A 17,762-nucleotide genomic window follows, 5' to 3' on the forward strand; every position below is an offset into this window, starting at 1 on the left:
TAAAGATTCGTATAAGATCAGTAATTGCTTAAAATTTTCAGGGTGATCACTTATATAACGTATACTGTTTTCCATATCTCTTACTGGCGAAGGTGAGCTTAGATCATGAGGCAAAGAATAGCCCAACAGGGGTTGCATATTGGCGATATGAGGATATTCCCTTTAAGTTGTGGTCCATTCATCCGATGAAGGATTTCTGGGGGATCTCGTCTGCTACGGAAAGACGCTTACACCGGTTAGGCATTCACACCATCAAAGAACTCGCGCTTTCTTCAAAGGAGATGTTACAAAAAGAATTTGGCATCATGGGAGAGGAAATTCACCAACATGCGAATGGGATTGATTTTAGTCGCATTTCCGATGTGTACATTCCTAGTTCCCGTTCCTTCGGGAAAAGTCAGATTCTCTTTCGAGATTATACAAGCCGAAAAGAAGTGGAATTATTACTATTGGAGCTATTGGACGATGTTTGTTTTCGTTTACGCATGCATCAAGTGGTGGCTCAAACGATTCATTTATCCATTGGCTATAGCAAACAAACAGGTGGAGGATTCTCCCGACAAAAGAAAATGGGAAGAGCTTCGAATTTAAGCCAAGATATCTTTCCTTATTGTTTAACGATTTTACATACGTTTGATAGTGGCATGCCAATTCGTTCTATTGGGATTTCATTATCGAACACCAGTATTCAAGAAGAGGAGCAAATGAGCTTATTTGAGGATATCGATCAGCGTGAAAGAGCCTATGCTCTTGCCAAAACGATTGATGAAATTCGGCTGCGTTATGGCAAGAATAGTGTATTACGTGCATCTAGTCATCTTCCTTATTCAACAGCTCGTTATCGAAATGGTCTTATGGGTGGCCATAAAGCTTAAGGAGGAAAAAGATATGGAACATAGAGGAATGAAAAAATGGCGTCCATTCGCCACTATGCCAGAGCAATACATAGGGTTACAGGAAATGATAAATAAGCAAGTAGAAGTAGCTCAACCTGTTTTAACAGAAGAGCAAATGGAACAAATGAATTTCACATTGATTGAAGCCTTACATACAAATAAACAAGTATACCTTACATATTATAAGAACGGGCAACGTATAACCGAAACAGGATTTATACAATTTGTTGATTCCCTGGGGAATTTGTTTGTTTTTATCGATGAAGTATTCGAATTAAAAAATAAAATGAAGTTAAGTGAGCTAATTGATGTTTGTTTAAAAGATCCTAATCAAAGGACTAACTAAGAGGTTTAACTTATACCAAATACCTCCTCCTCAGCATGAGAAGAAGAGGTATTACTATGTGCATGATTGTTTTTAGTATAAGATTTAAGAGTTTATACTATCCAATTCAGATAATTTCTGAAATAATTCGTTTAATCTTGGCTCATTTCTTTCTAAATAGCATTCTAAAAACACATTAAATTGTAAGTTCAATTTAAGGGTCGAAAAATAATCATGTTCTTCTAATACGTCATAATTATTTTTCCATAAGGAAAGGAAAAATGGATTGTTTAAATGTATAGCAATGTGTTCTATCCAATTTCGAAAATCTGACCAGAAATCGTCTGTATGTTTAATCATTGAAGTACTTTCATTTAATTCCTTGTTTGATAAATCAAGAGAGAGGGATAGTGTCACAATCTGTTTGGAGCACATAATGAATACCTCATAGTAATTTTGAAGAGATACGCGGTCTAACCGTTGTTTTGATAATTCAGAAGGAATCAAAAATGGAGGTGGGTTAGACACAAAAGTCCCCTCTCCTTGTCTTGAATCAAGGTATCCTAAAAGCTTTAGACCTCGAATCCCTTCTCTAATGGAAGGTCGACTGACCCCTAATAACTCACTTAAATCTCTTTCAGTATGGATTTTTGAACCCTCGGGTAACTGCTCCGATTCAATATATTCGACAAGTTGAGTTATAACTTGTTGATACATCTTTGGCGGTGTTTGAACTTTATAATTTCTACTGCTTTTCACGTATTTAACCTCCTAAACAATTAATAACTAGCTATTGGAAGAAAATTAATTGTTAATTTCTGACTAGATTAATTACAATTCGTTTTTTATGTGTTTAATTAACCGGGTTAGTATACAACGGATGTTATGTAATGTATTTAAATAACGCTTTTATATGGATTCCAAAAACTTTACCTGGATACGAGTCTTTACATATAATAATTCCTTTGTGACTCTTACATAAACTATATATAATTATATAGTATAATAACTATTAGGTATAAATGATACTTTAAAGTGATGTAAAAAACATACTAACTTATAGATGTTAAAAAGAGGTGATAAGATTGGTACTTAGAAATATTAAGAAAAGAAACTTATATGAAGAAATTATCTCTGAGATTATTCAATATATCCAAGAAGAAAATATTAAGCCCGGTGATAAGCTTCCTACTGAAAATGAATTTGTAGAAATATTTCAGGTGAGCAAAACAGCTATTAGAGAGGCACTTAGTGTCCTAGTGGCGAAAGGAATTATTGAAAAGCGTTCAGGGGTTGGCAGTATATTGAAGGAGATAAATGGTAGTAAGGTTATTGAACCATTCACCCAGAAGCTTATGATGGAAGAACAAACTTTAAAAGAAATTTTAGAATTCCGCAGAGGGATAGAGATAGAGGCAACCGCGTTAGCAGCCCAAAGGGCTACTAGAGAGCAACTAGAAGCAATTGAAAATGCCCATTTAGAACTGATTGAAGTTAACCATAATGGAGGAATTGGAATAGAAGAAGATTATCGCTTTCATTCTTTAATTATTATTTCCTCTGGAAACTCTATCTATCAAACCATATTTGATATGATTTCTCCAAAATTTTTGGAAGCTTTAAGAGTAAGTAAGAATCAATCCAAGAGGCTATCGAAATCGTATTTAGAAGATACTCATCAAGAGCATGAGCGTATTCTTAATGCCTTAAAGAAAAGAGATGCAGTAGAAGCTCGATTAGCTATGCTAGATCATCTAGAAAAAAATGAAACAAAGATTTGGAACCATGACCTTTAATTTTTATCCTTTTAAAAGGTAAGACCATAATAACTTCTTCTTTTTGTGTAAAAAATTATTGGAATTTACAATTTTTTATTGTAATCTTTGCAAGATGAGGAAATAACCACTCAAAAGCAGCCAAGGATGAAGAGGTGTTGGCTGCTTCCTATTTAGAATTGCGATAAATATGTTGCGTAATTAGTATAAAGTATTTAAATTCCTCTTTAATCATTAACAATTTTAAAATAAATCCTTTACAAATTAAAATTGTCTTTATATTATGAAAATATATAAATTATATTGGTCAGACCATAATAATTTAATAATATTAAAGAAAATGGAGGAACTTATTATGAAATTAGCCACAATTACAAGAGACGGAATAGAAGAAGCAGGACTGGTCGCACATAATGGAATTTTGCCGATTAAAGATTTAAATACTAAATTTAATCAAGAATGGTCAACAGACCTATTTGAAATCATTAAAACTGGTCAATTAGATGAAATAAAACAATGGTATCAAACAGAAGGTAAAGAACAGGTGGCAGAATTAGAAGCTATTTTTATTCCCTTTCAACAAGTAGAGTATGCCCCTCTATACCGTCATCCAAGAAAAATATGGGGGATTGGTTTAAATTATGTAGAGCACGCAGCTGACCTAGACGAAAAAGCACCTAATACAGAACCTGCAAGCTTCTTAAAACCGGATACTACAATTATTGGTCCAAACGATACTATTAATATTCCTCTACAATCTGAGCGAACAACAGCAGAAGCAGAGCTTGGAATCATAATTGGAAAAGAATGCAAAGATGTATCAGAAGAAGATGCACCTAACGTAATTGCTGGTTTTACTACGATTATTGATATGACAGCCGAAGATATTTTACAGAAAAACCCTAGATATTTAACACGCTCAAAAAGTTTTGATACATTTTTTAGTTTTGGTCCTCACTTGGTTACACCTGAAGAAGTTGAGGAAGTAGTCAATTTAAATGTTGCTACCGTTATTAATGGAGATCTGCATCGGAAAAACATTGTTTCCAATATGTCGTTTCTTCCTTGGCATTTAGTATCCTTCCACTCTAAAGTTATGAAACTATTGCCGGGCGATATTATTTCTACTGGTACTCCAGGAGCTGTAGTAATACGTGATGGAGATATCGTAGAATGTCATATTGATGGATTTGAAAAGTTAGTTAATCACGTAAAAGATTTAAAGGTTAATGGAGGTAATTAAGTATGGAACTAAATCTGAAAAATAAAGTTGCCCTTGTTGTTGCATCCAGCCAGGGACTCGGAAAGGCCATCGCAACACAACTCGTCAAAGAAGGCGTAAATGTCATGTTAACAAGTCGAGACAGTGCAAAATTAAAGAAATTACAACAGGAGCTTCAAAGTTTAGGAAAAGGAAAAGTTGAATATTGTCCAGCTGATATTACTAATGCAGATGATATTCACACATTAATAAATAAAACAATTGAAGTATTTGATCAAATTGATATTTTAATTAATAATGCAGGAGGACCTCCTAGTGGTAAATTTGAACAATTTTCGGACGAGGACTGGGAAAAGGCATTTGAATTGAATTTATTAAGCTATATTCGTTTAATTCGAGGAGCTTTGCCTTATCTAAAAAAACAAGGAGGGCGAATTATTAACATAGCTTCTTCGTCTATTAAACAACCTATACCGGGGTTAATACTATCCAATACATTTCGTTTAGGAATTGTAGGACTGACTAAAACTCTAGCTGAGGAATTGGCTTCATTTAATATACTAATTAACACGGTGGCACCAGGTAGAATTGCAACAGACAGAGTGGCGTTTCTTGACCAAACCAAAGCAGATAAACTTGGAACTACACGTGAAGAGGTCGCAAAGGCATCTCGAGAAACGATATTACTGAAGCGATACGGAACTCCAGAGGAATTTGCTAATGTAGTAACGTTTTTGGTATCTGAAGCAAGCACGTATATGACTGGAAGCTCTTTCTTAGTTGATGGGGGTATGATAAAGGCTATTTAAAAAAGAATCTTCATTTATTTAATGCTAATCCATACCTTATTACTTTTGAAAGGGGATAGATAATGCAAGCTCTTAGAAGAATTCCTTTATGGCTCCAGATTGTCGTAGCTCTTATATTAGGTTTATGTTTAGGGTTTATGAGTAAAACCATAGGTGTAGAAGCAAAAATCTTAGGTGATGCTTTTATTCATATGATTAAGATGACGATTGTACCATTGATTTTCCCCCTAATTATATTAGGAATTGCTCAAATAAAATCAACCGGATCATTAGGAAGGCTTTCTCTTAAAGCTATACTTTATTTTGAGATTGTTACAACTTTAATCATCGTTATGTCTTTACTACTTGCTAATACTGTACACCTTGGAGTTGGCGCTGATTTATCCGGAGGAAATATAAAGGCTCTAGAGGGCATTGAAGCAAATAAGATTGACTTTAGAGAATTTATCCTTCATATAATACCTTCTAATATTTTTGTAGCTTTTTCAGAAGGAAATATCTTAGGTATTGTCTATTTTGGTATTTTCTTTGGCTTAGCATTACGTGCCTTAAAGGAAAAAGCAAAGCCAATTGAGGACGTTCTCGAGGCTCTTTCTAAAGTAATGTTTAAAGTTTTAAATTATGTAATTAAATTCTCTCCAATTGGTGTTTTTGGATCTATCGCTTATAGCATGGCTACTTATGGTTTTGGAAAGTTAAGCACACTAATTGACTTAATTTTAGTTACATATGCTGGATTAGGTATTGTTTTATTAATTATTTTCCCCATAATTGCCCGAATCTATCGGATTCAATATTGGGATTTACTTAATGAAATTAAAGATTTATTGTTAATCGCTTTTACAACTAGAAGCTCAGAGTCTGTATTTGCCCCTCTTATGACACGTTTAGAAGATTATGGTGCTAAAAATTCAATAGTTTCCTTTGTATTACCTCTTGGGTACTCATTTAATCTTGATGGTGGAATGGTCTATATGGCTCCTGCTATCTTATTTTTAGCGAATGCTTATGGAATTCACCTCTCAGTTTTAGATCAGATTCATATTGTCCTTTTGCTTATGCTACTCACAAAAGGAGTTGCTTCTGTTCCTTCAGGAGTAATCGTTGTGTTGACAAGTGTTTCTGTAGTTATAGGACTACCTATGGAAGGAATTGCATTACTCATGGCTGTTGACTTCATAATGGACATGGCGCGAACTGCAACTAATGTAGTAGGAAATGCATTAGCTACAGTCGTAATAGCCAAATCTGAGGGAATGTTTCATAAAAAAGAGGTTGTAATCGCTAACGAAGAGAAAGTATCAAGTTCTTAAGACCTCAAGAAGAATCACCATTGCTTGAAATAAAAAATAACTTGTCTGTAACTAGGGACTCTAGTAATGGTTTGTATACTATTTAAACAAGCTTTGCTATGAGAAAGATGTTGTCTTTATAAGGAGTAAGATGAGAGATATAAAAATAAATGTATAAGAAAAACTTGCAGCATATAAACAAATTATATGAACTAAAACAACAAATTGGTCAGACCATAATATTTTTATTGTTTTTGAATTTAGAGCTATAACTAAAAGGAGCTATCAAAATGAATCTTTCTATTTCAGATCGCTTATCTAAAATTCCTTTTTCAAGTATCCGTGAGATATTTGAAGAAGCAGCAAGAATGGAAAAGAGAGGGTTAAACATTACGCACATGGAAATTGGGCGTCCTGATTTTGACACTCCTCAACATATTAAAGATGCAGCAAAAGCTGCTTTACAGCAAGGAAATGTTCATTATACATCTAACAGTGGAACGCTTGAATTCCGGGAAGCAATTGCACAAAAATTGAAACTTGATAACGGAATTAATGTAGATCCTCAAAAAGAAGTTGTTGTTACAGTGGGTTGTAAAGAAGCCATTTTCAATTTTATCTTTGCATTCATCAACCCAGGAGATGAGGTACTCATTCCCGATCCAGCGTGGCTTGAGTATCAGTATATTGTTGAGCTTGCTGGTGGTGTTGCTGTTCCCATTCCACTATTAGAAGAAAATGAGTTTCTTTTAGATCCAAATGATGTTCGAGATCGAGTTACAAAAAAAACGAAAATGCTTTTAATTAACACTCCTCATAATCCCACAGGAGCTGTATTGCCAGAATCTTATCTGAAAGAATTAGCAGACATTGCAATTAGGCACGATTTGCTTGTGGTATCTGATGAAATTTATGAAAAACTTATTTATGACGAAGAAAAGCATATTAGTATGGCTACCTTACCTGGTATGTTCGAAAGAACTGTTACAATTAATGGTTTTGCTAAAGCATATGCAATGGATGGATGGAGACTTGGATATGCGGCCGGTCCTGTAGAACTTATCCAGCCAATACTAAAAATGCATCAGTATAATACTTCTTGTGCAACATCATTTGCACAATTTGGTGGAACAGCTGCTTACCTTGGAACACAGGAGCCTGTGGAAGAAATGGTAAAAGCTTTTGATAAAAGACGAAAGCTTCTTGTTAGCAGGCTTAATGAGATGCCCGGAGTACAATGTGTTGTACCAAAAGGGGCATTTTATGCTTTTCCTTCTTTTAAAGAATTAGGCATCCCTTCAAAGGATCTTGCAACTAAGTTATTGAGAGAAGCACAAATTGCTTGTGTACCAGGTTCCGCATTTGGAAGTCATGGTGAGGGCTTTATTCGTATGGCTTATTCAACAAGCTACGATGAAATTGAACAAGCAATGCATCGAATGGAAAAGGTGATAAAGGGACTGACGGTAAAGGGTTAATTGGTAAATAGGACTTCATAGATAAGGATGGTCCTGCAAAAATTTAAAATGAGAGTGGATACATTACCTCAAAAAAATTATAAACATTCACTTTTAAGAAGTGTAATCACCCCGTAAAATTATATTTTTACGGGGTGATTACGTGTTGAATGTAAATTTATGTTTTGATACCATGCTCTCTTTAAAAGAAAAAAACTGCTTGTTAAGGTTGCTCTTTTATATAACTTTTTAAAAATTCTTTTTATGTTTCTTAACAGAGTCTTGATTCCAAATATTTTAACTAATACCTATTATTAGCGAATTGACAAATTACAATTTTTAAATTTATAATACGTTCACTAGTATTTATAATCATTATTAAGCGAATTTTAGATTCAACAAAAGATCTTTACATTAATTGTTAAACAACAATGAGACAATTAGATTGCATAATAAGATTGAAGTATTCATACAAATATTCAATCTTTACTAAAAGAAAAGAACCTATGTTGTTACAAAAGTATAGGAAATAAGAAATATTAAGAAGGAGGGAACGTTCATGAAAGAAATATTTTATTGTCCATGGCTAAATCTCTGTCTTTTAACACAGGAACAGAGAGAAATTTTAACACTTAATTATTCCCCTTGGATAAATAAGGTGATTACAAGTACAGAGTTTGCCAAATTATTGAATTTGAATAAGCAATTATTTAGAGAAGTTATTCAAGAGTATGACGCAATGGTGTAATTCATGGAATTTATCTCTAAATTAAAAGAATCACGGTTTAATTTTATATGCTTGCGCATGCATATTTATTGTTTGCATTTCTTTTTTTCTATGTTAGATTATGTTAAGGAGAAGAGTGAGACAATAAGGGCAATTGTATAACTAAATTAAGGAGTCATACTTTTAGGATTTAGTTATCACTAACAAATGTTATAATAACTAGATGACAAAGTAAAAAGGTTATCAACCATAAAAATCGTATAAAATTCCCCCCTTAAATTTTTAATAAACTAAATTAGAATAGGGGAGATTAAGGCTTGAAGATATGCGAGAAAGGCTTCTGATTATTGACTTTAGTACTATGTCATTAAAATAGAAATGGGTGGAATGCGTATGAAAAATAATCAAGAAATTGAGCTTTTAAATACTTGGTTATCTATTACGAATATTCAAGCGAATATTAATCATGAGTTAGAAATGGTTTTGCAAGAAAACTATAAATTATCATTAAAAGAATTTTATGTTCTTTATTTTTTATCTCAAACAGATGATAAACAATTGAGGTTACAACAACTGCAAGAGATGATAGGCTTAAGTCAAAGTGCACTCTCAAGATTAGTAGGTAGACTTGAAGCAAAAAGTTGTGGAGCTTTACAACGGCATATATGTGAAGACGATCGTAGAGGAATTTATACACGTTTAACCCCATTAGGCGAAGAAAAGCTAGACAGGGCTTTACAGACTTTTCATCAAGTTCTTCAGTCCATTCTAGGGAAAGAACATCTCCAACGGGAGTTTCACTTTTTAATGGGAAAAATATAATGTGAAGCTGTTATAAGTTAAAATCATCATTATAAATTATGAATGTGCGCATGCATTTTGTTTTGTTATTCTTTAAATTTATATTGCTTATGAGTTTTTAAGTTGACAAAGGTAAATAACATATATAAATTATGTGTGCGCATGCATTTTACTTTGTTATTCTTTAAATTCATATTGCGTATGAAGTTTTTAAGTTGACAAAAATAAATAACATATGTAATTATATGTTTGTGCATACATTTATATTGTTGTTTTTGAATTTATATTATAGATTTAAAGGTTGACAATATGAAATATTCTATGTAAATTACATGCATGTGCATGCATTAATTAAATTTATGAATCATAATCACATAAATTGCTTTCGATGAGGCACTGTATAACTTGGCTAAAATCGAAAATTTAATCAAAAGGAGTTTTTAGAATGGATCAACATTTATTTAGTTCTTATAAGTTCAAAGGTTTAGAATTAAAAAACCGAGTTGTGATGTCTCCCATGTGTCAATATTCAGTTGAAAAGAAAGATGGTATTGCTACAGATTGGCATTACTTACACTATGTAAACCGAGCAATCGGAGGTGCTGGTTTTATTATGATCGAGATGACAGATGTAGAACCAGATGGACGTATTTCAGACTATGATTTAGGGTTATGGTCAGATGAACAGATTCCTGCTCTAGCACGCATTGTGGAAGCTTGTCACCGTTACGGAGCAAAAGTGGGTATCCAAATTGCTCACGCTGGTCGTAAAGCAGAAGACGCAGAAGTACCGGTTGCTCCTTCAGCCATTCCATTTGATGAGGAATCAAAAACACCAAGAGCTCTTTCAACAGATGAAGTCAAAGAAATGGTTGAAAAGTTTCGTAAAGCTGTACAACGTGCTGTAAAAGCAGGATTCGATGTCATTGAAATTCATGGAGCTCACGGTTATTTAATCCATCAATTCCATTCTCCTTTAACAAATAAACGCGAAGACGAGTATGGAAAAGACCTTACAAAGTTTGGTCGAGAAATTATTGAAGCAGCGAAAGCTGAGATCCCAGAAGATATGCCATTAATAATGCGTATTTCTGCTAAAGAATATGTTGAAGGTGGATATGACATCAACGGAAGTATTGAATTTGCGAAAGAATACCAAAAAGCAGGAGTAGATATCTTTGACATCTCTTCAGGTGGGGAAGGATCTATTGCGGCTTGGGGAAAACCTGGTACACATGCAGCTTACCAAGTACCATTAGCTAGAGAAATTAAGAAAGCTCTTGATATTCCGGTGATTGCAGTGGGCAGATTAGATGACCCAGCGTTGGCAAATGCTGTAATTGGAAATGAAGAGGCAGATTTAGTCGCTGTTGGTCGAGGTATGTTACGTAACCCTCACTGGGCATTAGAAGCTGCAGCTACATTGAAAAAAGAAACAGCTGTACCTACACAGTATGCAGATGGTTTTAGAAGATAAGTTGAAATAACCAAAGGGAGAAACCTAAAGGAGGAGTAGAAAAATGTCATACATTCAAGACAAAGTAGTCATCATTACAGGATCTTCAAGTGGAATTGGAGAAGCAACAGCAATTCACCTTGCAAAGAAGGGAGCTTCTGTCGTTCTAGCTGCCAGAAATGAAGAGAAACTAAAAAATCTAGCAGAGCGAATTAATAAAGATGGGGGTACAGCTTCTTATAAAGTGACAGATGTTACAGTAAAAGAAGACGTTCAATCTCTCGTAGACTTTACAGTAGATAAATTCGGAAGGGTTGATACGTTAATTAACAGTGCAGGGATGATGTTATTCTCCATGTGGGATAACGCTCACGTAGACGAATGGGAGACGATGATTGACCTTAACGTAAAAGGTGTGCTGTATGGAGTAGCTGCGGTCCTTCCTCATATGAAAAAACAAGGAAGTGGACAGATTATTAATGTAGGCTCTGTTGCTGGTCATGCGATTGGTGAAGGTCATGGGGTGTATAGTTCTACGAAATATGCAGTAAGAGCGATTACTGAAAGTTTACGTAAAGAAATGTCTGTTAAGCATAACATTCAAGCTGTTTTAGTTTCCCCAGGTGTTATTGCAACTAATTGGCAGGATACAGTGACAGACAAAGATGTAAAAGGTGTGCTAGAAGGATTGAATGAGGTAGCTATTGACGTAGAGTATGTAGCTGAAACCATTGGATTTGTGGTAAATAAGCCAGCGAACGTTATGATTAACGATGTAATTGTGACACCTACAGCTCAAGAGTGGTAATTAAGTAATCTGTAAGAAAGACTTCTGATGACAAAAGTAAAGAAGGTAAGTAGCCATACTTGATTTAGTCTATCAGAATGAGACAATGAGTTTTAAACTTATAGTTTTTACTAAATTGAAGAGGGTAAAATTATATTAATATGGTCAGACCATATTAATATAATATTTATTACGATGAAATAAACACTAATTCAAACTAATTTTCAGGGAGGTTTTTTTAAATGAAGGTATTAGTAGTAGGGGCTAATGGTCGAGTAGGTTCACATCTTGTTAACAAACTAGTTGAGAACGAACATTTTGTTTATGCAGGAACTAGAAAGGATAACCTCACAAGCACTTCGAACAATGCTCGTTATGTTCATATAGATTTATTAGCTAGTCCTGACGTAATAGCTGAGAATATGCATGATGCAGAAGCCATTTTCTTTGTGGCTGGTTCTAGAGGAAAAGATTTACTACAGGTTGATTTAAATGGTGCTGTCAATGTGATGCGTGCTGCTGAAAGCAAGAACATAAAAAGATTTATTATGCTTAGTTCCGTATTTTCTCTTGAACCAGACAAGTGGGATCAGGCTTTTCTAAAAGATTTAACAAACTATAATATTGCCAAACATTTTGCTGATCATTGGCTGATTCATAATACTAAGCTAGACTATACAATCGTACAGCCTGGTGTTTTAAAAGAACAACCTGGATCTGGAAAAATAAATGTTAATATTGATTACCCTGGTGAAAATGCGATAGAAAATGTCGTGGACACTTTAGTTCAAAGCTTGCGAGATCATAATACCATTGGAAAAGTTATTACAATGAGCGATGGTAAAACTCCTATAGCAGATGCTTTACGAAATTTATAAGTATAGCTTTTCTAGGTTCTAATCAAATAAAACGAGCCTGAGTTAGAAAACCTGATTACCGTTAAATAGACTATTTATAACTTAAAGGAGATTGAGGAGAAAATGAGCAAAACACCAATCAAAGATTACGATGAGATCATTACCGTAGTGAATAAGTATATTGATGGCCTTATTTCAGGTGACAAAGAAGTAGTAAAGCAAGCTTTTCATAAAGATGCTACTATGTATGGTTATAACACAACTGATGGTTTTCTAGGAGGATCTATTGATAACCTATGGGATTTTATGGATAAAGCTGGTCCTGCAAAGAATCTTAAATCGAGAGTTGATATTTTAGATGTTGAAGGAACGATTGCTTCCGTTCGTGTAAGTTTAGAAAATGATGCATATGGTGAATCATACACTGATTTTCATCAATTACTTAAACTAGACGGTGAATGGATCATTATTTCAAAATTATTCCATCTGCATTCGTAAAGGAGTAATTAATATGGCACATACTACCACTACAATTAAAATTTCTGCTTCACCTGATCAAGTATGGAAATTACTCGGAGGCTTTAACTCATTCCCTGACTGGTTACCTTCTATATCTAGTAGTGAGCTAAGCGAAGGTGGACGCGTGCGCCATCTAGCTGATCTTGATGGAGAGGTTATTGTAGAGCGTCTCGAAGTATTTAATGACAAGGAACGTTACTACACATACTCAATTATAAAAGCACCATTTCCGGTCACTGATTATCAAGCTACAATCCGTGTTCATGAGACTGCTGACAGCAAAACATCGTTGGTGGAGTGGTCTGGCACTTTCACACCGGTAGGCATTAGTGAGGAAGAGGCTATAAATCTATTCCATGGACTGTACGAGGATGGATTAAAAGCGTTGGGACAAGCATTTAAGAATTGAGCATTTAGAACCAATCTAGGTGAGTCTCTATAAAGAGACAACTATTTTAAGGTTATCTCTAGTTCTTCACTCAATCTATGTTTGTTTGAAGAAAAGATTAAGAGGTTTTTTAACCTAAATGAGGAAAGTAGGGAACTACGATTTATCGCAAATAGGTCTGACCATAATATCATCATTATTTAATGATTTAAAAAGAGGAGGGCTCCCCTTCTCTTTTTTATTCAATCATGTTTTCATCCTTTTTAAAGCTTAAAGCATGTAATTTAACAAGCATCTTCTAGTTCTCCTTAGGTTCTACTTTAGTCGTCGGAACCACTTTCAAGTACCTAAGCCTATTTTAACTGAAGATCAAATGGAACAGATCAACCTTACACTCATTGAAGCACTCCATACAAATCAAAAGGTGTATCTTACACATTACAAACGGGGGCAATGTATAACCGAAACAGGATTCATACAATTTGTTGATTCCCTGGGGAATTTGTTTGTTTTTATCGATGAAGTATTCGAATTAAAAAATAAAATGAGGTTAAGTGAGCTAATTGATGTTCCTTTTACATAAAATAATTTCACCTTCGCTTTTTGTGGTAATCTAATAAGAGTCAATTAGAAGAGAGTGATCAACTTGAAAGAAAAACAGCAGCAAGAAATCGATTTTGATAAAGTGTATGACTACGCTGAATATCCAGATAAGGTAAGTGGTCGGTGTGACAATTGTAATTCAGCTTACTTCAAAAGTTCCGTAAAAGGTGGCGTTTTCTTACGTGAATGCCGCGAATGTGGCATGAAGAAAAGCATTTAGTTGGTATTGATCGAAAGGGTTGGGGAAATGAGAGATATTTGGGATGATGGATACAGTCAATCAAAAAAATTAACAGAAGAAATGGTCAATGATGCAGAAAAGAAGTTGGGTGTGAAGTTACCAAAATCCTATATTGAGTTATGTAAAATGCAGAATGGCGGCTCTTTAAAATATTGTGACTACCCTACCTCCGTTCCAACAAATTGGGCAGACGATCATGTAAATGTCCCTGAGATTTATGGAATAGGGAAAGAAGGCATTTTATCCAGTGATTATTATATAGAAGAATGGGAGTTACCAAAAGATATTGTTCTACTATGTGGAGAGGGACATTGGTGGGTTGCATTCGACTATCGGAATACAAAAGATAACCCTCCTGTAATTTATATGGACTTAGAATGGGGAACGGACACACTTATTTTTGAATTAGCTCCTGATTTCGAGACCTTGGTAAATGGCTTATTTATTTATGAAGATGAAGAATGACTACATTTATACAATACGCAGGAACTGACATTTAACTGTCGGTTCTTTTTTATTAGTTTCATATAATTTGATCCACCAAGCTCCCACTGTTCCTCATTATGTTTTACTTCAGTCCTTGGGACATCTTTGGATCTCTCGTCCATTTCATGAAAAGACAGGCGACTAGACCCACTTTGAGTATATAAAAATTAAGAGATTGGTCTATTTCGATTGCACAGCAAATATATTGTTAATCGGGTTGTTATCCAGGCCTTTATACCCCTCGATTCTAAGGGATATTTTCCTAATTACCAAGGGCGGATAAAACCAAAATACCTAGAGTATTATGTTTTAGAATTATTTATTTCAGGAGGATCCATATGTCTAAAAATTTAACATCAGCTATTCCAGTTTCATTAAAATCTCTTTCGGTTAGTCATAACTCAATCATTTCAACCACTAGTTCAAGCCAAGAACGAATACAATACCATAAAGCAGTCCTAGAGTCCGTTGGTATTACCTCAATCTCATCCCTTGGGACACTGAATTTATCAGGGAATTTAATACCCCAAGCAGGTGTTACAAGACCTGACTCTAATTTAATTGCTAACCAGGCCTACTTTCAGTCAGCTTATAAAGTAACCAATACTGTAAGCGCACCTGTACTTCAACCTTTTGGTGGCCAGGGTTCTATTTTAAAATCAGTTCCATTTCCATCTAAAACAGTATCATCTTTTGCTTCTACACCTAGTATTGCTTCTCAAATTAATATTGATACAGCCTATTGGGTAGCTACGGAAATAAATCTACAGGATAATACCACTGTGGTTCTTAAGCAACCTCAACAATATCTTATTTTAATTGCGGAAAAAATTACAGTTGGAAAAAATGTTACGTTTACTTGGGAAAGGCCAAGCAAATCTATTCCATCTAAGCCTTGGAAACCTGGAACTCCTCCTCAAGCACCAACGTCTACAACGCTTGTAGGAATATCAGGAACAAATGGTACACATGGTATCAAAGGTAGTAAAGCCCCAGACGGGAATAATGCACCTGAGTTAGAAGTATGGGTGCTTGATATGATTGGACGTCCTGCTTTTGATTTAAGAGGTCAAGATGGGACTACTGGTGGCGCCGGACAAGATGGGGGAAACGGTGGCCAAGGAGGAAAAGGAAAACCTGCTCAATTAGACTGGTCAGGATTCTGTAAGGCAGGAGCAGGCGCTGGAGGTAACGGAGGGGTAGGTGGAAATGCAGGTCAGGGTGGAGACGGAGGACATGGAGGACATGGAGGGAAGCTTTCAATTTATGCTCCACAAGCAGTTATCAACGAGTACCTCAAGGGTTTTTATATTACAGTCGATGGAGGACGCGGAGGAAGTGGAGGTCAGCCTGGCTATCCAGGTATAGGAGGTGCTGGGGGTCCAGTTGGGGATTCCGTTAAAGCAAACTTTGGCGCAGTTTGTGGTCCTGGATCGAGAACTGCGGGATTAAAGGGACCTGATGGTTCTTATGCTGGTCAAGGTTCTAGTGGATACAGTGGCGGAAAATTTGCCGAACCAATCGGTATGTACGTCATCGACCCAGATGATATTGCTATTAAACTATTAGAGCCAGCTATTTTTGAAGTAGTGCCAGCTTATGCTTGTGCAGGTGATAGCATAACCTTAAAAGGTAAACGCTTTACAAAATCAGATACTGTGTTAATAGATGGTTCTCCTGTGCAAACAAACGCTTTTAGTGACACTGCTTTACAGTTTATAGTTCCTTCTTTAAAGGGTGGCCAGCATACAATTCAGGTAAAACAGCTGGATGAAACTCTATCTAACAAGGCTTCTCTATATATTAAACCTAAAATCGACTCTGCTCAGCAGGATAATCAAATCACTGCACGCGTGAGCCCAGGAAAGAAAGTAAACTTAATAGGTAGTGGATTTTCAGAAAGTACAATTGTCCGAATAAATGATCAAGATATGCCCAATGTTACCTTATTGAGTCCTACTCAGCTCGAGTTTACATTAGTTAGACCAACTTCAATAGAGGAAAACCCATCGGGGGAACCAGTAAAGGTGAGCGCTTTACTATCAGACGGAACGCCATCTAACACCATTAATTTAGTTTTAGATACATTTCATACGCTTGTAATAGGCGATTCTGTTTCTTGGGGTCAAGGGTTAGCTGAACATGAAAAGCATTATTCCCTTGTTGGAAATGCCATAAAAGCACGAAATGGGAATATCGGATATTATACTCAAGTACTTGCTCATTCAGGGGCTATTATTGGGGTCAACGACCATTCATCTCTTCCGACGACAGATGGAGAGGTGCCTAACTCGTACCCTACTATCATTAAGCAGTGTGATTTATTTGTCGGAGACCCTTCTAAGGTAGATCTTATCATTATGGATGGCGGAATAAACGATGTTAACCTTAGAACCGTCCTAAATCCTTTTACTGATATTGATTTAACTGAGCTACATCGTAAGCACTTTCTCGATGGTAGTAAAACCCTACTGGAGAAAGTAGCAACTACCTTCCCTAATGCTAAGGTAATTGTAACCGGATACTACCCACCTGTTTCTGAACATAGTGATTTAAGTGCTGTAGAAATTTTATTAGTTGCTTTGGGAATAGTAGTTCAAGGAATACCTGGTGGCATTGGTGCTGGCTTTTTGACCAATCATCACCTTCAAATCATACATGCAAGAAGTATGCAGCTGGCCAATGAGTCAAAAGTGTTTCTCCAACAGGCTGTAGATGAAACAAATGCTAACTTAACTGGAGAAAAACGCTTTTTCTTTGCTGATCCAAATATTGATGGGGAGCACTCTGCACTTACTGATGATCCATACGTATTTGGCATTAATTTAGATATGTCACCACAAGATTTTATTGCAACAGAAAGGCTGGTCTCCTGCACAAAAGCCGGATGTACAGGAGTTGATTTTGAAATTTGCAAACGAGCTTCAATTGGCCATCCCAATCAAAAGGGGGCCATTGCTTATGCAGAAGCAATCTATCCATTTTTATAATAAGTTATTTTCATAAGGGTTCGATTTTTTTATGAATGGTAAGAAATGAAAAGGTATACCTAAGTATAGATGTGGCAGCAGAAAGAGAAGGTTCAACCCTTCTCTTTTTTTATGTTTATTTTATTGGTGTA

At 35.4% G+C, this 17,762-nt stretch carries 18 protein-coding genes and 1 pseudogene; 18 read left to right on the forward strand and 1 reads right to left on the reverse strand.

From position 1 onward, the window contains the following. Positions 1-92 precede the first annotated feature (92 nt). Both ACFX4N_RS30175 and ACFX4N_RS30180 read left to right on the forward strand, forming a co-directional pair. The gene (locus ACFX4N_RS30175; RefSeq protein ID WP_301264708.1) at positions 93-875 is read left to right on the forward strand and encodes a DinB/UmuC family translesion DNA polymerase; all 783 of its coding nucleotides are present in this window, start codon (positions 93-95) and stop codon (positions 873-875) included. Positions 876-888: 13 nt separating this feature from the next. Next, positions 889-1,242: a YolD-like family protein gene (locus tag ACFX4N_RS30180; RefSeq protein ID WP_098476193.1), complete on the forward strand. Its 354-nt coding sequence runs from the start codon at positions 889-891 to the stop codon at positions 1,240-1,242. An 84-nt stretch (positions 1,243-1,326) separates the two neighbouring features. Here ACFX4N_RS30180 and ACFX4N_RS30185 read toward each other — a convergent pair whose 3' ends face one another. Beyond that, positions 1,327-1,980: a FadR/GntR family transcriptional regulator gene (locus ACFX4N_RS30185; protein ID WP_192100849.1), complete on the reverse strand. Its 654-nt coding sequence runs from the start codon at positions 1,978-1,980 to the stop codon at positions 1,327-1,329. Positions 1,981-2,306: 326 nt separating this feature from the next. Here ACFX4N_RS30185 and ACFX4N_RS30190 point away from each other — a divergent pair, with 326 nt between their 5' ends. The 16 genes and pseudogenes from ACFX4N_RS30190 (at position 2,307) to ACFX4N_RS30265 (ending at position 17,631) form a co-directional block, all read left to right on the forward strand. Then, positions 2,307-3,017 carry a FadR/GntR family transcriptional regulator gene (locus ACFX4N_RS30190; protein ID WP_057275416.1) on the forward strand — a complete coding sequence of 237 codons (711 nt, stop codon included), beginning with the start codon at positions 2,307-2,309 and terminating at the stop codon, positions 3,015-3,017. A gap of 334 nt (positions 3,018-3,351) precedes the next feature. Then, positions 3,352-4,239: a fumarylacetoacetate hydrolase family protein gene (locus tag ACFX4N_RS30195; protein WP_057275417.1), complete on the forward strand. Its 888-nt coding sequence runs from the start codon at positions 3,352-3,354 to the stop codon at positions 4,237-4,239. 2 nt (positions 4,240-4,241) lie between these two features. Then, a complete protein-coding gene (locus ACFX4N_RS30200) occupies positions 4,242-5,027 on the forward strand; it encodes an SDR family oxidoreductase (RefSeq protein WP_057275418.1) in 786 nt (261 codons plus the stop codon). Positions 5,028-5,089: 62 nt separating this feature from the next. After that, a complete protein-coding gene (locus tag ACFX4N_RS30205) occupies positions 5,090-6,340 on the forward strand; it encodes a dicarboxylate/amino acid:cation symporter (protein ID WP_098793687.1) in 1,251 nt (416 codons plus the stop codon). A gap of 269 nt (positions 6,341-6,609) precedes the next feature. Further along, positions 6,610-7,797, forward strand: a complete 1,188-nt coding sequence (locus ACFX4N_RS30210) for a pyridoxal phosphate-dependent aminotransferase (protein WP_098287757.1) — start codon at positions 6,610-6,612, stop codon at positions 7,795-7,797. A gap of 538 nt (positions 7,798-8,335) precedes the next feature. Then, the gene (locus tag ACFX4N_RS30215; RefSeq protein ID WP_192100850.1) at positions 8,336-8,524 is read left to right on the forward strand and encodes a hypothetical protein; all 189 of its coding nucleotides are present in this window, start codon (positions 8,336-8,338) and stop codon (positions 8,522-8,524) included. A gap of 372 nt (positions 8,525-8,896) precedes the next feature. Further along, positions 8,897-9,325, forward strand: coding sequence for a MarR family winged helix-turn-helix transcriptional regulator (locus ACFX4N_RS30220; RefSeq protein ID WP_098476185.1), 429 nt, complete (start codon positions 8,897-8,899; stop codon positions 9,323-9,325). 424 nt (positions 9,326-9,749) lie between these two features. After that, on the forward strand, positions 9,750-10,781 hold the full coding sequence (locus tag ACFX4N_RS30225) for an NADH:flavin oxidoreductase/NADH oxidase (RefSeq protein ID WP_377263718.1): 1,032 nt from the start codon (positions 9,750-9,752) through the stop codon (positions 10,779-10,781). 43 nt (positions 10,782-10,824) lie between these two features. Further along, positions 10,825-11,568 (forward strand): SDR family oxidoreductase, encoded by a 744-nt coding sequence (locus ACFX4N_RS30230; protein WP_098476183.1) that lies wholly within the window; start codon positions 10,825-10,827, stop codon positions 11,566-11,568. 221 nt (positions 11,569-11,789) lie between these two features. Beyond that, complete coding sequence (locus ACFX4N_RS30235) at positions 11,790-12,425, forward strand: NAD(P)H-binding protein (RefSeq protein WP_192100851.1); 636 nt, start codon at positions 11,790-11,792, stop codon at positions 12,423-12,425. 102 nt (positions 12,426-12,527) lie between these two features. Next, positions 12,528-12,902 (forward strand): nuclear transport factor 2 family protein, encoded by a 375-nt coding sequence (locus ACFX4N_RS30240; RefSeq protein WP_098476181.1) that lies wholly within the window; start codon positions 12,528-12,530, stop codon positions 12,900-12,902. Between the two features lie 13 nt (positions 12,903-12,915). After that, a complete protein-coding gene (locus ACFX4N_RS30245; RefSeq protein WP_192100852.1) occupies positions 12,916-13,332 on the forward strand; it encodes an SRPBCC family protein in 417 nt (138 codons plus the stop codon). 328 nt (positions 13,333-13,660) lie between these two features. Continuing rightward, positions 13,661-13,894 (forward strand): annotated as a pseudogene (locus ACFX4N_RS30250) (YolD-like family protein); the annotation flags it as partial. Positions 13,895-13,957: 63 nt separating this feature from the next. After that, on the forward strand, positions 13,958-14,134 hold the full coding sequence (locus ACFX4N_RS30255; protein WP_192100854.1) for a DUF8096 family protein: 177 nt from the start codon (positions 13,958-13,960) through the stop codon (positions 14,132-14,134). Between the two features lie 27 nt (positions 14,135-14,161). After that, complete coding sequence (locus ACFX4N_RS30260) at positions 14,162-14,620, forward strand: SMI1/KNR4 family protein (protein ID WP_377263723.1); 459 nt, start codon at positions 14,162-14,164, stop codon at positions 14,618-14,620. A gap of 359 nt (positions 14,621-14,979) precedes the next feature. After that, on the forward strand, positions 14,980-17,631 hold the full coding sequence (locus ACFX4N_RS30265; RefSeq protein ID WP_192101358.1) for an SGNH/GDSL hydrolase family protein: 2,652 nt from the start codon (positions 14,980-14,982) through the stop codon (positions 17,629-17,631). Positions 17,632-17,762: the final 131 nt, after the last annotated feature.

The sequence above is a fragment of the Priestia sp. YIM B13551 genome, assembly GCF_042787905.1.
Classification (GTDB): Bacteria; Bacillota; Bacilli; order Bacillales; family Bacillaceae_H; genus Priestia.

Bases quoted from the DNA above. Each gene is read 5' to 3' on its own strand.
- ACFX4N_RS30180 (WP_098476193.1), top strand. From the start codon at position 889: ATGGAACATAGAGGAATGAAAAAATGGCGTCCATTCGCCACTATGCCA.
- ACFX4N_RS30195 (WP_057275417.1), top strand. From the start codon at position 3,352: ATGAAATTAGCCACAATTACAAGAGACGGAATAGAAGAAGCAGGACTG.
- ACFX4N_RS30200 (WP_057275418.1), top strand. From the start codon at position 4,242: ATGGAACTAAATCTGAAAAATAAAGTTGCCCTTGTTGTTGCATCCAGC.
- ACFX4N_RS30205 (WP_098793687.1), top strand. From the start codon at position 5,090: ATGCAAGCTCTTAGAAGAATTCCTTTATGGCTCCAGATTGTCGTAGCT.
- ACFX4N_RS30210 (WP_098287757.1), top strand. From the start codon at position 6,610: ATGAATCTTTCTATTTCAGATCGCTTATCTAAAATTCCTTTTTCAAGT.
- ACFX4N_RS30215 (WP_192100850.1), top strand. From the start codon at position 8,336: ATGAAAGAAATATTTTATTGTCCATGGCTAAATCTCTGTCTTTTAACA.
- ACFX4N_RS30220 (WP_098476185.1), top strand. From the start codon at position 8,897: ATGAAAAATAATCAAGAAATTGAGCTTTTAAATACTTGGTTATCTATT.
- ACFX4N_RS30225 (WP_377263718.1), top strand. From the start codon at position 9,750: ATGGATCAACATTTATTTAGTTCTTATAAGTTCAAAGGTTTAGAATTA.
- ACFX4N_RS30230 (WP_098476183.1), top strand. From the start codon at position 10,825: ATGTCATACATTCAAGACAAAGTAGTCATCATTACAGGATCTTCAAGT.
- ACFX4N_RS30235 (WP_192100851.1), top strand. From the start codon at position 11,790: ATGAAGGTATTAGTAGTAGGGGCTAATGGTCGAGTAGGTTCACATCTT.
- ACFX4N_RS30240 (WP_098476181.1), top strand. From the start codon at position 12,528: ATGAGCAAAACACCAATCAAAGATTACGATGAGATCATTACCGTAGTG.
- ACFX4N_RS30245 (WP_192100852.1), top strand. From the start codon at position 12,916: ATGGCACATACTACCACTACAATTAAAATTTCTGCTTCACCTGATCAA.
- ACFX4N_RS30260 (WP_377263723.1), top strand. From the start codon at position 14,162: ATGAGAGATATTTGGGATGATGGATACAGTCAATCAAAAAAATTAACA.
- ACFX4N_RS30265 (WP_192101358.1), top strand. From the start codon at position 14,980: ATGTCTAAAAATTTAACATCAGCTATTCCAGTTTCATTAAAATCTCTT.